Below are 14,352 nucleotides of genomic sequence, written 5' to 3' on the forward strand. Positions count from 1 at the left end.
TCAGCTTCCTTTAATTCGAAGGATACAGCATTTTCATCAGCTCATCCAGCGCCGAGTTTGCCGCTAAATTCCCTGTTGTGCCAAACAACGGTTCAGGCAGATCATAGACATGCCCATTTTTCACAGCGTTGAAATGCTTCCAGATATCGTTAGTTTTAAACTCTTCATCGAACATTTTCACTACTTCATCCGGCATCCCGTGTGCAGCGCGCAAAATGATATCGGGGTTGGATTGCTGCAAGGCTTCGGTATTGTGGGCAATGAACTCCACCTTCTCGCCCTGAACCACATTTGTTCCGCCTGCAATTTTGACCAGATCCCCGATATAGGAATGCTCGGTAGCCACCAGATAGCTTCCCGGTACTCCCAGCAAAATCAATACTTTAGGGGATTTCTTCCCTTTGATTTTTTGTTGAATCTCAGCTACTTTGGCATCCAAAGCTCCATTAATCTCTTTGGCCTTATCGGCTTTGCCAAACGTGTCTCCCAGCTTTTGAATCTCTTTTTGCATATTCGTGAGACTTTCAAAATTCAAAAATTCGGCATTAATTTTCAAATCTTTAAATTTAGGCTCCAAATCATATTTCAGTGTCGTCACCGACAGTACGTCCGTCGGCTTCAGTGACATCACTTTTTCCATATCAGGACTCATCGGATTACCCACATCAGGCACATCCTTGTAACGGTCAGGCAGCACTTTTGTGCTTGTCGGCTTGCCTGCCAAATCCAGGCCCAGCGCATCCGTGATTTCCGCAATGGCTACCGTAGTTGCCACAATACGAGGAGCTTGAGCTTTACCATCAGACGACTTTCCGGTTGTATTAGATGTTGCCGCTGATTTCGAACCATCGCTCTGATTCTGTCCAGCCTGTGCTCCTCCCGAACATCCAGCCAGCAACAAGATCACGATGCCGATTAACATATACAAACAAAACGATCTTCCTTGAGCCAATGCTATATACCGTTTCATGAAAATCCACTCACCTCAATTCAAAATATAGAACAACAGCATGAGCCCCAGTAAATGCTGACAAGTCTTGACGCCGGGGCACCAAGACTTGCTCGCATACAAACTTTGCTGTTATTCGGGCTTCATGGATGTCACAACCTGAGGCTACTTCGCTTTCAGGCTTGCTTCATCAAATTGAAACTGAACTGTATACCAGTGATCATACGGCACTCCGCCAAGGACCAAGCCAGGCACAATGACGTGTGTGTAAGCACTGATTTTCTGGGACAAGTCCCCTACCTCGAATTGAACGACACGTGTATCGCCGGATGTCGAGATCACTTCTACATCTTTCAGGGTGCCGTTTTGCTCCACTTGTAGAGTTGGCATCCAAGAGCTATTTTTCAAGGTCACTTGGATATAGCGCTTGTCTCCCTTTTCAATCAGTGTGGCTGGCTTGTCGAGATAACCGTCCATAACGGAAGCTTCACTCGTTTTGTCTTTAAATACGTTGTATTTAATCGTGTATTGCTTCTCGGAAGCCGTTTGAGCCGGTTGCTCAACTACTGGTTTTGTTTCAGCCACAGATGCAGTTGTTTCTGCTGCCTTGTCCGTAGAAGCTGCTGTCGGTTCAGTTGCGGTTGCCGTTGTAGCTGCATTGACTCCCTCACCTTTAAGCGACGCACGGTCAAATTGAATCTGTCCGCCGAATTTCTCATTTAGAATGTATTTCTCAGGCAGATATACCTGTGTGTACACACTCAACTTTTTATCCAGATCAGGCACTTCGAATGCAATAGTGTGCGTGTCACCTTTGGTGTCCGAACCCATAATCGTCGGATTGGCATAACGGCCTTCAAAATCCGTTTGGAACAGCTTCAAAGCCTGGTTGTCCGTAACGGTTACATGAGCCTGAACCTTCCCATTTTTCACAATCAATTTCGCTAGACTCTGTACAAAAGGAGCTACTAGAGAATCCTTGTCCGTTCCGTTCGCCAGCACACGGAAGTTCGCACTGTACTCTCCATCCGCTAAGTTGTTTTTCCCTTGCTCTACTTCGTCTGCTTTAGTTTCGTTGTAGTAAGAAACATCACTAGTGTTAAATTTAAATTCAAAATCGTATACCTTCTCTACCCGATCCTCAGTCTTAAAGACCATCGGAGTGGCACTTGCCACTTTAGGGGCTTCATAGACAACCAGTTGGCCTTTTACATTGTTTTTAAAGTCATTCACGCTAAAACGAACGTGCTTCGTATTGCTTGCTGCATCCTCCTGGGTCACTTCTGCGTCTCGGTAGTCCCCGCTTGCGTTGTCCCAAATGCGCAGCGCCTTCACTTCATTACTGTTTTGCAGCTTCAGACCTACAAACCGTTTGTCGCCTTCCACGACCAATTGCGCCGATTCGTCAGTGATGAAGCGTTGAGCCGGAGAATCCACTCCTGTGGAACCATCAGACAAAACGATACTGAATTTCAAAGCATATTTACCATTGGCAAGCTTGTCGAAATCCAATTTAACAATGGGATCAGCTGCACCCGAAGAGGAAGGCTCGACAAAGCTGCGAATGGTAGCAGGCTCGAATTGATACTGCACATCATATACGTGGTCATAAGGGATGCCACCCAAATCCAATCCAGGTACGATGACATGCGTGTTCACTGTCACTTTATCCGACAGATTTGGTACTTCGAATTGTACTGTTCTTGTATCTGCGGAGCTCGATTGATCGACAACCTGAGCCTCTGCACCATTTACTTTGAACGTTTTAATCCAACTGCTCTTGTCCATTTTGATCTGAATCACATTTTTACCGGACTGTCTTAACAGCGTGGCTGGTTTCTGCATATAGCCATCCATCACAGATATTTCATTGCTTCCATTTTTGAGTACGGAGAAATCAATGCTGTATCTGCCGTTTTCAGTCACGGGAGTTGTGCCGCCATCTGTTCCTTTTACTGCAATGCTGCTGCGGTCAAATTGCAGACGAAGCTTATGATCCATCTCATAAACCCCACCTGGATAGGACATACTGACATGTACCTGTGCATTCAGAATAGCATCCAGATCCGCTACCTTGAATTTCACAACACGTGTGTCTGCTTTCTTGTCCACGCTTACGATATCTGCATCTGTCAACGTTCCGTTTTGTTCCGTTTTGAACTCCGTCACCGTTGCGCTATCTTTAATGGTAAAAGCTGCCTCATACTTGCCTTTAGATACAGTCAATGTCGCCGGAGACGACAAATATTCTGCCATTCTTGATGGTTCATCTTTTGTTTCGTGCAACGCATTGAATTTGATCGAATACGTTCCATCAGCTAAAACCTTCCCGGGCGTACCTGGCGTCCCAGGATCAACCGGGGATGTTGCCGTTCCTAATTGGAGATCGACATTATATGTTTCCACATAATTTAACTCAGGCCAGTTGATGCTTACCCATGCGTTCAGCTTGGCAGGCACTTCTTTAACCTCAAATTCGATAACACGTGTATTCGCCGTTTGATTTTCGCTTACTACGGCCGTATTGGTCAATACTCCGTTTTGTTCTACTTTAAAGCCGGCAATCTGTTTGCTCTTTTTCAAAGTGAACTGTACATATTTCTTGCCCTTACGTTCAACCAGGGTACCCGGTTTTTCTGTATATCCATCCATCATGGACTTTTCACTTGAACCGTCTTTTAACAGCGTAAAGTCCAGATTTGACGTTACTGGAGTTGAACCGTTGTCCGTTCCTGGCTGGTCAAATTTAAGGCGGATTTTGTGGTCTGCACTATACGTACCCATTAGAATATGGACTTGTGCGTTCAAAACTGCATCCAGATTCGCTATCTTGAATTTCACCGCACGGGTATTGGCTGTTTTGTCCTCACTTACAATATCCGCATCAGTCAACGTTCCATTTTGTTCTGTTTTGAATTCCGTTACTGTAGTGCTGTCTTTAATGGTGAAGGAAACTTCTTTTTGCCCCTTCGATACCGTCAAAGTCCCTGGAGACACCAGATATTGCGCCATTCTCGATGCTTGATCTTTTGTTGCATCCAGCACATTAAAGTTAATAGAGTACGTTCCATCCGGCAAGGTCGGTGGTGCACTAGGATCAGGTTTAATACTTGTGTCAAACTTGATTTGAACATGATACCAATGATCGTAAGGTACTCCTCCCAGTTCCAAACCAGGCACAATCACGTGAGTGTAAGCATTCAATTTATTGGACAAGTTGCTTACTTCAAACTCAACCGTACGCTGATTAGCGTCACTAACCTCCGAAATAGTTGCTGCTTCTACAAATTTACCGTTTTGCTCTGTTTGAAATGAAGGAATCCAGCTACTGTTATTAAACGTCAGTTGAATATACCATTTATCTCCTTTTTGAACGAGCTTTGCAGGTTTTAAGGCGTAACCGTCCATCACGGAAACTTCTTCTGATTTGTCCTTCAGTATTGTGAAATTAAGGACACCCGGTTTCAAGGGAACTTCCGGCTCAGGTGAAGGGATAGGGGGAGTTACGGGTCCCTCTTTTACAGCTATAGTTGATGGATCAAATTCAATCCAGTTTTGTCTGAGTCTATTATTTAAATTGTAATTCACATCAATTTTCTGTTCCAAATTATACACATCAAATGTTACTGTGCGTGGTTCATACGTCTTTTCCCCTTTTACTAAATCTGAAATATGGGTAGGAACGGTTTCTCCGTTTTGTTTAAATTCGATATCTGTAAAGGGGGTATTAGGATTGTCGAGAATTAAAGAAACATGATAAGTAGCCTGTCCTACAGTGGAACTCTGTTCAACCGTCAACGTAGCTGGCTTTAGGAACATATCATTATAAGGGGAAGTCACTACCCCTGACACCTTGCTTTCACTTTTAACAACGTAGTTAATAGAATATTCATTAGTATCCTTCACAGTGCTGAAACTCTGTGAGTCTGCGGCCGTTACTGTGTACGCACTTGCCACATCTACTATTGGAACCACTTCTTCTGGACTTGGCTCTACCGGATATACATCTTGAGTCACAGAGGACTCGGATACACCAGATTCAATTGATGGGATTGTCTCATCAGAAGCAGATACGGTCGGAGCGAATGGGAAAACAACTGAGAGCAGCATAACAATAGCCGCAAACGTCATTAAGTATTTTTTAAATTGCCTTTTCAAGTGTATTAATCCCCCTACTTAAAATATACTCATTTGGAGCTCAATAGAATTCCAAATGAGTATAAGATCAATGTATAATTACTCCACTATTAAATGGAATCTTCGTCAAATAAAAATTGAACAGTGTAATCGTGATCATATGGAATGCCGCCAGTGTATTCTTTTGGCACACTTACATGCAACTTAACATTCAATTTTTGGGAAAAATTACTCACAGGGAACTCTACTATTCTTGTATCACCTGATGTACTTACCACAGTCGCATTCACATACTGACCGTTTTGTTGCGTTTTGAATTCAGTGACCCAAGTACTTTTAGTAATAGCTACTCTAACTTTGTATTGACCATTATTTGCGATTAACGTAGCAGGTTTGGCGACATAGCCGTTCGAGTCCATGTAGGAGGTTTCATTGGTACCATCTTTGTACACTGTATAATCAACGTTATACGTTCCATTAGGCAAAGCCGCATTCGCTTTATTGGCAGAAAATGGAGCTAGTACCACAAAAACAAGCGCTGCCATCAGTACAGTAAGCATTACTTTTTTCAAAGACAATTTTTCCATACGATTCATAATCATGTTCATGTTTTTAATCTCCTTTTACGTTTTATTTTGGATTAGATTTCGTCGAATTGCAGTTGTACATCGTATTTGCCTGTGTAGCCGATTACTGGAATTGTGATTTCAGCGTAAGCATTCACTTTTGCATTCAGATCAGCAACTTCGAATTCCACTACACGAGTGTTGCTAGCAGTATCTGTGCTTACTACAGTCGCATCTTGCAGTACGCCATTTTGCTCTACTTTGAACGTTGTAATCAGATTGCTGCTTTTCACAGTCAGACGAACGACATTTTTGCCATTAGCTACTGTAACCTGAGCAGGCTTCGTCAGGTAGCTATCCAATCGAGAAGTCTCATTGGTTTGATCCTTCAGAACGGTATAGTCTACGTTATACGTGCCGTCGGCTGCTGCCGCTTTAGCTGAGAATGGAGCAACGAGTGCAAAAACAAGCGCTGTCATGATCAATGCGACGAATACCTTCTTAAAAGAAAATTGCTCAAAGCGATTCATTACCATATTCATATCTACACACACTCCTCAATTTTTTATGCTTGAATTTATGTTGATTTTATGAACGATAAAGATAACTTGAATTTACTTCTTGGAAGATTTAGTTGATTTCGCGGACTGGACGGCTGCTACTTTTTTGACGCTTTTGGAATCAAAAGCGAAACGGATCGTATAGTCATGATCGTAGTTATACGCAGGGACAGTAACATGAATTTTAGAGATTAGCGGGCTGTTCACACTCGTAATTGGAAATTGTACGGTGCGGGTATCGGTTTTGGCATCCTTATGGATGACCCTTGTATCGATGATTTTGCCTTTGTAATCTACTTTAAACCCGGTTGTCCATTCGCTATGATTCAGCTTAATTTGCATGGTCATTTGACCTTTTTTTACATACAACTTAGCTGGTTTTTCAAAATAATCATTAGCCATGGACACTGAATCATTTTCTGCCTTGAGAATATTGTATTTGAGCGTGTATGTACCATCCGCCAATTTTGGAGAAGCCGCAGCGGCTACTACAGATGACGAAGTTGGCCAAAAGCTCAGCACACTCACCAGCAGAAACACAGCAATAATTGCAGAATACCCCTTCTTCATTTTGACAGCAGTCCCTCCCCACGAGAATATGAGTAATTGATTATCATTCTCAATTGATAATTAAAAAAAATAGCTCATTTTGAGCTTGGTCTCCCCACCTTTCCATTCCAGAATTTCGCAAAATAAAGTAAACCCATCACCAATATATCTTACACTTTTCGAAAATGTCAATATGTATTTGCATGTACATAACCCCTTGATATATGCTATTTTTTAAGAAAAATTTGTAGTTTCTTCTTCTATAATTCGAATATATCCCTTTTATTTTTAGTTCAAAATTTATTTAAAAATTTTCTTTTTTCAATTGACAATCCCCAGTGATATTCATTATCATTCTCTTATACATAAATGAAAATGATTATCATTATTGTTTAACTCGAAAATTGCAGGAGGAATAACATGAAATCTTATGTGTTGTGGTCGTCCGCAGCGCTTTTATTGGCAGTTACCGGATGTAGTAATGGTGCCTCGACCGCAGATCACAAACCAACCAGTGCATCCGTATCTGCCACTTCTGGCACGACAAGCGGTGCCGCGATTCAAGTTACTGATTTTTCAAAACGGACGTTAGCGTTTCAAAAGGTCCCACAACATATCATTGCGCTAAGCAATGGCGATCTGGACATCATATACGCATTGGGTGGAACTGCCGTGGGCAGGCCCAACTCCAATGGACCTGCCGTCGTACCTGCTGCTGAGAACGTTCAGCAAGTAGGCTCCACTCATGAAGTCGATCTGGAGAAAATTACGATGCTCAAACCGGATGTCGTGCTAGGCAATTATCCTATGAATGAAAAAGACATTCCAGCCATTGAAGGAGTCGGTTCACAGCTGCTGCTGACGGGAGCCAATTCAGTTCACGATATTCAGTCGCAAATTACGCTGTTCGGACAATTACTGCAAAAGCAGGCTCAGGCCGTGAAGCTGAACCAGCAAATTGACCAACAAGTAGCTAAGCTGCAAAAGGAAACCGCTTCTGCCTCCAAACCGAAGGTGTTGCTAGTCTACGGAGCCCCGGCTACGTATATGGCGGCACTGCCAAATTCACTAAGCGGAAACATTCTGGAAGCTGCGGGTGGCTCTAACATCGCCGCTGATTTTCCGGGCCTGCAAAATTTCCCGCAATATGCGCAGCTGAACACAGAACGCATCATACAGGCTGACCCTGACTACATCTTCATCATGACCCATGGCAATACGGAAGATGTTAAAGCCGCATTTATAAAGGAAATGCAGGAAAATGCAGCTTGGAACGGAATCCGAGCAGTCAAAAACAATCAGGTCGAGGTTTTACCTTCAGATCTGTTCGGTACGAATCCGGGCACACGTGTCACTAAAGCGCTGGATTTGATGCATCAAAAGCTGTATCCGGCGAAATAGGCGATGGAGATGAACAAACTACAGCGCGCCAGAAGACGCACCATCGCCTGGATCACCCTTCCGATTCTACTGCTGGCCGTCTCTGTGTACGGTCTGGCCTACGGTTCGGTGTCGATTCCACTTCAAGAAATTAATCATGTTTTGCTACATAATGATGAATCTACATATCGCACGATCCTGATGGATCTCCGGCTACCCAGAGTATTAGTAGGTTTACTTGTAGGAGCTTGTCTCGCAGCTTCCGGAGCACTTCTTCAAGGTGTCATGAAAAATCCATTGGCTGACCCTGGCATTATTGGTGTATCGGCTGGAGGTGGACTTGCCGCCGTCATTACGATGGTGATGCTTCCACAGCTCAGCTACCTTCTTCCGATAACCGCCTTTTTGGGAGCCTTTCTGAGCGCAATCATCATTTATCTGCTGGCTTGGGACCGAGGGGCATCGCCTGTTAAAATTGTGCTCGCTGGCGTTGCGATCAACGCGCTGCTGGGCGCACTCACCAACGGTGTAATGGTCATGTACAGCGACCGCGTACAGGCCGTTCTTCCTTGGCTATCCGGCGGATTAAACGGAAGAAGCTGGCATCATTTAGAGTTCATGGCGCCTTACGCCATTATTGGCTTAATCGCCTCTCTGTTTGCGATTAAACCAGCTAATTTGCTGCTGCTGGGCGACGATTCAGCACAGCTGCTGGGCCAGAGAGTGGAGCTTCAACGTATGCTCATTATCCTGCTCTCTGCCCTGCTCGCCGGTACGGCGGTCAGTGTAGCCGGGTTGATCGGCTTTGTAGGACTGGTTGTTCCCCACGTCATACGGCTGCTAATCGGGGAAGATTATCGTTTCCTCCTTCCCCTTTCCATTGTGGGCGGCGGGACACTGGTTGTTCTCGCAGATACGGTGGCGCGATCCTGGTTTGACCCGATTGAACTGCCTGTCGGTATTTTGCTGGCCGTCATCGGGGCACCGTTCTTCTTAATCCTGCTCAAGAAACGGGGGAATTTCGGATGACAGCCATTCAGGGTGAGCATATCTCCTTACAACGTGGGTATTTCAAGCTGGACGATGTGAATATCACCTTGCCCGCTGGTCAGCTCACTGCGATCGTCGGACCTAACGGTTCAGGCAAGTCCACGCTTTTGCGGATTATGACCCGGCTGCTCAAGCAGGATCAGGGTCAGGTTTCCATCCTGGGCAAGCCCGTGCAGGAATACAAACGACGTGATTTTGCCCAGACAATTACAATGCTACCGCAAATGAAGGATATGCTGCCGTTATTGACGGTCCGCGAGCTGGTCGCTTACGGAAGATCTCCTCATGCCAAGGGCTTGAGGGTACGCCATACCGGACAGGACCAGCAAATCGTGGACCATGTCATGAAGATCACGGGCATCCAGCCCTATGCAGATCGGATGTTCCATACTCTATCGGGAGGTGAACAACAAAAAGCACGAATTGCAATGGCCTTGGCCCAACAAACGAATATTCTTTTGCTCGATGAACCGACCACTTTTCTGGATATCGCCCACCAATTTGAAGTTATGGATATGCTACGGCGTATCAATCACGAGTCCAGCTTGACGATTGTTATGGTACTGCATGATTTGCAGCAAGCTGCGGCCTATTGTCATCATATGATTGCGCTTAAAAAGGGACGCATCGCCGTTGCCGGCGAACCCCGTGAGATTTTGACGTCTGCTTTTCTTCGCGACATTTATGAAATGAACGCTACCATCAAATTTGAGAATGGCTATCCGGTTATTATACCGACCATACCACATCATTCAGGAGGAATTTAATATGGTTATCGTTACAAATACATCTAAAATCACACCGGGCAATGCACATCTACTCATCGAAAGATTTAACAAAGAAGGAAAAGTTGAAAAAATGGAAGGTTTTCTCGGTCTGGAAGTGTTGCTAACTGAAAACACGAAGGATTATGAGGAAGTAACGATCAGTACACGCTGGAAAGAAAAAGAGAACTTCCAAGGCTGGACGAAAAGCGAAGCGTTCCACGAATCCCATAGCCACCGGCAAATTCCAGACTATATTATTGAAAATAAAATCACGTTCTATGAAGTTAAAATCGTTCGTCATCCCATCGCCAACAGCGATTCCTCTTTGGCGAGTGATACGGAAGCAGTTTAATCCTGCATCACAGCCTAAAAACAAAAAAAGCGACTCCGCAGACAACATCATTTGTCCGCAGAGTCGCTTTTTCTATAAGGATTATGTCGAATTCCTCAAATTGTAGTTGAGCAGCGACGTCCAATTTTCAGCGTCTCTCCGTGCCCCAGAACATGAATGCGTTCCTTCACAATACCCATACGCTCACGCTCCGCTTCGAGACGATCCAGCGCCTCTCTTGGCGTATCATCCGCTAGCTTGAAGGCTCCGTAGTGCATCGGAATCATCTGATCTGCGCCGCAATCTACAAACCCTTGCAATGCCTCCTCCGGTGTCACATGCTGCGAGGTCATGAACCATTCCGGTTCATACGCACCAATCGGCATAAAGGTCAGGTCAATGGCAAAGCGCTCGCCAATCTCCTTAAACCCACGAAAATATCCAGTGTCTCCCACAAAATACAACGTCGGTGTATGCTCTGAATCTGTATTCGAATGAGGATGAGATTCCGTGACGGACGTGGCAGAGCCAATCACCTGCTGCTCATTTTGCAGAACGTATCCACCCCAATGTGAAGTATTCGTATCAAACGGCGTGCGTCGTGTCCAATGCTGGGCTGGAACAAACGTAAATCGTACCCCTCCTACCGTAAAATGCTCCCACCATTGCAGCTCATGACAGTTACGAAAACCTTTGCGGATCATTTTCACCTTTAACCCCGTGGGTACGAGCATCAGCGTATCTGCACGATATAATTTCCGCAACGATTCTAAATGTAAATGATCATAATGTGAATGAGACAGCAGAATGATGTCCAGTGGTGGTACATCCTGAATACGAATGCCAGGCGGAGCCAACCTTTTATCAAAAGCCATACGCTCTGCCCATACCGGATCGGTGACGATATTCAGCCCAAGATACTGGATGAAAAAGGTGGAATGTCCCACCCAGGTCGCTGTCGCCATCTCCCGATTGCTATGCAGGAACTCCAGCTCCGGGGGATGGTTTGGCACAACGAACGTATAATCCTTTATTTTGCTGCGTCGCTCCTGCCGCCATTGTCTGAATTGCTTGATTGTTTTATCGGTATTTACTTGATCCATATTGTTAAAACGAACTTTGGGCATGATGCAGCTCCCTCCCTGATGAACCCGTTCTCCAAAAAACGCAGCGGTTCAATTTAACTATATATTGTCACTTGAGTGTGAACATAAAATGATGCAACATCCTGATATATGTAAAGTATAATTCAATCACGTCTGTAAAGGAAATTCTGCGATAATACAGCAAAAACAGACCTCCCGGATCAATCAGGAAGGCCTGTTCCACCTGTTGTTGTCAGTCTTGTGGATTTTTAAAGCGTGCCGAATAAATAAACAAAAACACAATCGCCACGACAATAATGATAGGTGACTCGTACATAATCGTAAAATACTCGAATGCAGCCACTCTAACTCACCCTTTCTTCCCTTCATGTCCGCGCACATATTTTGCATCGAACAGAAACAATCTTAATATCAGGATCAGCGAAGGGATCAGCACCAGCAGACCCGCAACAAATGCCGTAATCAACGCATACGCCATCGTAGAATTCGTAAAGCTGTCATGCACATTGATGTAGGGATACAAAACATACGGAAGATGCGAGCGGCCATAGCCATACCAGGCAAATGCAAATTGCAGCATCACCAATATGAATGAAACCCCCAGATGCCGCCGTTGCCATACTAGATAAACAGCTCCCACAAAGCATATGAAGGATGCAACAAACATCCAGGCTATGTTCAGCATATTGGTAAAATGATCTGGATTTTGTTTGTTAATCTGAAAAAATGCGAGCAGACTCGCTAAAATCGTAGGAGCACTCCAAAGCAACGCGTATCCTCGTACGATTTCGAAAGCAATCTTGTCCCCCGCCCTTTTGGCATAAAAGGACAAAAACATCGCCGAGATATACAATACACTCACCAGCGCCAGAATAATAACCGCCCACGTGTAGGGGTTGCTTAATAGCTGGCCCCATTGCAGATGAACACCTGTGCTGTTTTCTACAATAATGCCGCCCTCCGAAATAGCGAGAACTGTGGACAGTGCCGCCGGAATCAGCAATCCTGTCGCACCGTACAACGCCATGTAGACGATATTATTCTTACCGGAATGCCCATACGTATTGTATGCATAATACACTCCTCGGATGGCAAGAAGCACAATCGCAATACTGCCGGGAACGAGTAACGCCGTACCATAGTAATATGCCGCATCCGGGAAGAACCCGTTTAATCCCACCACAAAAAAGATGAGAAATACGTTTGTTACCTCCCACACCGGGGACAGATACCGTTGAATGATATTGTGGATTTTGTTCTGGTGGCCTGTTAACACACTGTAAAAGCTGAAAAACCCTGCACCAAAATCAATGGATGCCACAAGCAAATATCCGAACAGGAACGTCCACAAAATGGCGATACCTACAATCTCATAGCTCACTTGCCTTCAGCCCCTTCCAGGCCCAGCTGCGTTATCTCTTCTACCGCATCCTTATTGCGGAATAGCTTGCTGAGTACCTTAATGGCCGAGAAACACAACACCAGATACAAAATAACAAACAACACCAGCATCCACCCCACACTCGTAGAAGTGGTCGCTGCTTCGGAGACCTTCATATATCCGCGTAAAATCCACGGCTGTCTACCGACCTCCGCAAACATCCATCCGAGCTCAATAGCTACCATCGCCATCGGCCCCACCAGAATGAGCGCCAACAGCAGCCATCTAGGGTATGGTTTGCGACCTGGCAAACGCTTGCGGATCAGATATAACAGCGGAATGACGAGAATTAGCACCCCTGTGGTGATTTTGAGGTCAAACATATAATGGATAGACAGTGGCGGACGCTGATCTACGGGATAATCATTTAAGCCCTTGACCTCCGTACTGGGCAGGTTCCCGGCCAACACACTAAGTGCATAAGGCACTTTTAGCGCATACTTGATTTCACCGTTCTTATCCATGTATCCGCCATATACGAAGGGCGCGTGCGTCATCGTATCAAAATGCCATTCGGCGGCGGCCAGCTTCTCTGGCTGATATTTGGCCAGAAATTTACCGGATGCGTCTCCAATCATCACGGTACTGATGGCAAACACAATGGTACAGGTGGCAGTCAGCTTCAGCGCCTTTTTGAAATAAGGGTGATTACGTCCCCTCAGCATGCTGTAAGCAGCCAGTCCCATCAGCACCCCAGCGCTCAATGTATACGAAGAAGCCAGTACATGAGAAACTTTGGTCGGGGTAGCCGGATTTAGCATGGCCTGGATGGGATGAATATCAGTCATGACTCCATTTTTGAGTGTAAAGCCTTGAGGTTGGTTCATGAACGAGTTCACAGTCGTAATAAAAACTGCTGATGCAGATGAGGCAATCGCTACCGGGATGAGCAGCATCAGGTGAAAATATTTGCTTTTAAACCGATCCCAGGTATACAAGTAGATGCCCAGGAATATAGCTTCGATGAAAAAAGCAAACGTCTCCAAAAACAGAGGCAGCGCAATCGCTTGTCCAGCCACCCGCATAAAGGTGGGCCAAAGCAAGCTGAGCTGTAGACCAATGGAGGTGCCTGTAACGACACCCACGGCAACGGTAATGACAAACCCTCGCGCCCACCGTCGGGCCAGCAGTGTATAATGCGGATCACCGGTTCGCAGCCCACGCCATTCTGCTAGTGCAATCATTAAGGGTACGCCAACGCCGATGGATGCAAATACGATATGAACGAACAGGGTAATTCCGGTCAGCATCCGGCTTAGCAATACAGGGTCCAATGAAGACAAATGGGTTTCACTCCTTCATTTCACATTTTAAACATCGCGGATCACTCTGGATTACCAACTAAGGAGTCAAGCGAGCTATGCTTTTAATTACGGCGTATAGCATAATGGCCGCAATTACTATACATACAATAATGAGCGTTCTTTCCTGCTTGCGGAACATAGGAACGCCTCCTTCACTTATCTATTGGCGCATTTTGGTAACCTATTCACAGTTTGGTTCATTCTTCCGAGTT

13 protein-coding genes are annotated in these 14,352 nt (G+C 45.2%); 4 read left to right on the forward strand and 9 right to left on the reverse strand.

Annotated features, from left to right (window positions below):
* Window positions 1-10 precede the first annotated feature (10 nt).
* From isdE to isdC, 5 genes are all read right to left on the reverse strand, one after another.
* Window positions 11-970 carry a heme ABC transporter substrate-binding protein IsdE gene (gene isdE, locus KAI36_RS22475; RefSeq protein WP_103744653.1) on the reverse strand — a complete coding sequence of 320 codons (960 nt, stop codon included), beginning with the start codon at window positions 968-970 and terminating at the stop codon, window positions 11-13.
* A gap of 144 nt (window positions 971-1,114) precedes the next feature.
* Window positions 1,115-5,107 (reverse strand): NEAT domain-containing protein, encoded by a 3,993-nt coding sequence (locus tag KAI36_RS22480; protein WP_220026060.1) that lies wholly within the window; start codon window positions 5,105-5,107, stop codon window positions 1,115-1,117.
* An 89-nt stretch (window positions 5,108-5,196) separates the two neighbouring features.
* Complete coding sequence (locus KAI36_RS22485; protein ID WP_103744655.1) at window positions 5,197-5,694, reverse strand: NEAT domain-containing protein; 498 nt, start codon at window positions 5,692-5,694, stop codon at window positions 5,197-5,199.
* A 32-nt stretch (window positions 5,695-5,726) separates the two neighbouring features.
* Complete coding sequence (locus tag KAI36_RS22490) at window positions 5,727-6,194, reverse strand: NEAT domain-containing protein (RefSeq protein WP_029519187.1); 468 nt, start codon at window positions 6,192-6,194, stop codon at window positions 5,727-5,729.
* A gap of 72 nt (window positions 6,195-6,266) precedes the next feature.
* Window positions 6,267-6,782 carry a heme uptake protein IsdC gene (gene isdC, locus KAI36_RS22495; protein ID WP_103744656.1) on the reverse strand — a complete coding sequence of 172 codons (516 nt, stop codon included), beginning with the start codon at window positions 6,780-6,782 and terminating at the stop codon, window positions 6,267-6,269.
* Between the two features lie 399 nt (window positions 6,783-7,181).
* Between isdC and KAI36_RS22500 the strand changes: the two genes are divergently transcribed.
* Genes KAI36_RS22500 through isdG form a run of 4 tightly spaced genes read left to right on the forward strand, consistent with a single transcriptional unit; the run spans window position 7,182 to window position 10,310 of the window.
* Window positions 7,182-8,162 (forward strand): ABC transporter substrate-binding protein, encoded by a 981-nt coding sequence (locus KAI36_RS22500; protein WP_025718706.1) that lies wholly within the window; start codon window positions 7,182-7,184, stop codon window positions 8,160-8,162.
* Window positions 8,163-8,171: 9 nt separating this feature from the next.
* Entirely contained in the window at window positions 8,172-9,170 is a 999-nt protein-coding gene (locus tag KAI36_RS22505; RefSeq protein WP_179085951.1) for a FecCD family ABC transporter permease, read from the forward strand.
* Window positions 9,167-9,958 (forward strand): ABC transporter ATP-binding protein, encoded by a 792-nt coding sequence (locus KAI36_RS22510; RefSeq protein ID WP_103744657.1) that lies wholly within the window; start codon window positions 9,167-9,169, stop codon window positions 9,956-9,958. The genes KAI36_RS22505 and KAI36_RS22510 overlap by 4 nt, the downstream gene beginning before the upstream one ends.
* A 1-nt stretch (window position 9,959) precedes the next feature.
* Window positions 9,960-10,310 (forward strand): heme oxygenase, encoded by a 351-nt coding sequence (gene isdG / locus KAI36_RS22515; protein ID WP_103744658.1) that lies wholly within the window; start codon window positions 9,960-9,962, stop codon window positions 10,308-10,310.
* 95 nt (window positions 10,311-10,405) lie between these two features.
* Here isdG and KAI36_RS22520 read toward each other — a convergent pair whose 3' ends face one another.
* The 4 genes from KAI36_RS22520 to KAI36_RS22530 all read right to left on the reverse strand — a co-directional run bounded on the left by KAI36_RS22520 (window position 10,406) and on the right by KAI36_RS22530 (window position 14,119).
* Window positions 10,406-11,416 carry an MBL fold metallo-hydrolase gene (locus KAI36_RS22520; RefSeq protein WP_103744659.1) on the reverse strand — a complete coding sequence of 337 codons (1,011 nt, stop codon included), beginning with the start codon at window positions 11,414-11,416 and terminating at the stop codon, window positions 10,406-10,408.
* Between the two features lie 211 nt (window positions 11,417-11,627).
* A complete protein-coding gene (cydS, locus tag KAI36_RS27745; protein ID WP_445482602.1) occupies window positions 11,628-11,738 on the reverse strand; it encodes a cytochrome bd oxidase small subunit CydS family protein in 111 nt (36 codons plus the stop codon).
* A 6-nt stretch (window positions 11,739-11,744) separates the two neighbouring features.
* Window positions 11,745-12,776 carry a cytochrome d ubiquinol oxidase subunit II gene (locus KAI36_RS22525; protein ID WP_103744660.1) on the reverse strand — a complete coding sequence of 344 codons (1,032 nt, stop codon included), beginning with the start codon at window positions 12,774-12,776 and terminating at the stop codon, window positions 11,745-11,747.
* Window positions 12,773-14,119: a cytochrome ubiquinol oxidase subunit I gene (locus KAI36_RS22530; protein WP_103744661.1), complete on the reverse strand. Its 1,347-nt coding sequence runs from the start codon at window positions 14,117-14,119 to the stop codon at window positions 12,773-12,775. Before KAI36_RS22530 ends, KAI36_RS22525 begins: the two co-directional genes overlap by 4 nt.
* Between the last annotated feature and the right edge of the window lie 233 nt (window positions 14,120-14,352).

The organism is Paenibacillus sp. S02 (genome assembly GCF_019454065.1).
GTDB lineage: Bacteria > Bacillota > Bacilli > Paenibacillales > Paenibacillaceae > Paenibacillus > Paenibacillus polymyxa_B.

What these genes read in the sequence shown, in the direction of transcription:
- isdE (WP_103744653.1), bottom strand. Translation starts at nt 970, where the DNA reads ATGAAACGGTATATAGCATTGGCTCAAGGAAGATCGTTTTGTTTGTAT.
- KAI36_RS22485 (WP_103744655.1), bottom strand. Translation starts at nt 5,694, where the DNA reads ATGAACATGATTATGAATCGTATGGAAAAATTGTCTTTGAAAAAAGTA.
- KAI36_RS22490 (WP_029519187.1), bottom strand. Translation starts at nt 6,194, where the DNA reads ATGAATATGGTAATGAATCGCTTTGAGCAATTTTCTTTTAAGAAGGTA.
- isdC (WP_103744656.1), bottom strand. Translation starts at nt 6,782, where the DNA reads ATGAAGAAGGGGTATTCTGCAATTATTGCTGTGTTTCTGCTGGTGAGT.
- KAI36_RS22500 (WP_025718706.1), top strand. Translation starts at nt 7,182, where the DNA reads ATGAAATCTTATGTGTTGTGGTCGTCCGCAGCGCTTTTATTGGCAGTT.
- KAI36_RS22505 (WP_179085951.1), top strand. Translation starts at nt 8,172, where the DNA reads ATGAACAAACTACAGCGCGCCAGAAGACGCACCATCGCCTGGATCACC.
- KAI36_RS22510 (WP_103744657.1), top strand. Translation starts at nt 9,167, where the DNA reads ATGACAGCCATTCAGGGTGAGCATATCTCCTTACAACGTGGGTATTTC.
- isdG (WP_103744658.1), top strand. Translation starts at nt 9,960, where the DNA reads ATGGTTATCGTTACAAATACATCTAAAATCACACCGGGCAATGCACAT.
- KAI36_RS22520 (WP_103744659.1), bottom strand. Translation starts at nt 11,416, where the DNA reads ATGCCCAAAGTTCGTTTTAACAATATGGATCAAGTAAATACCGATAAA.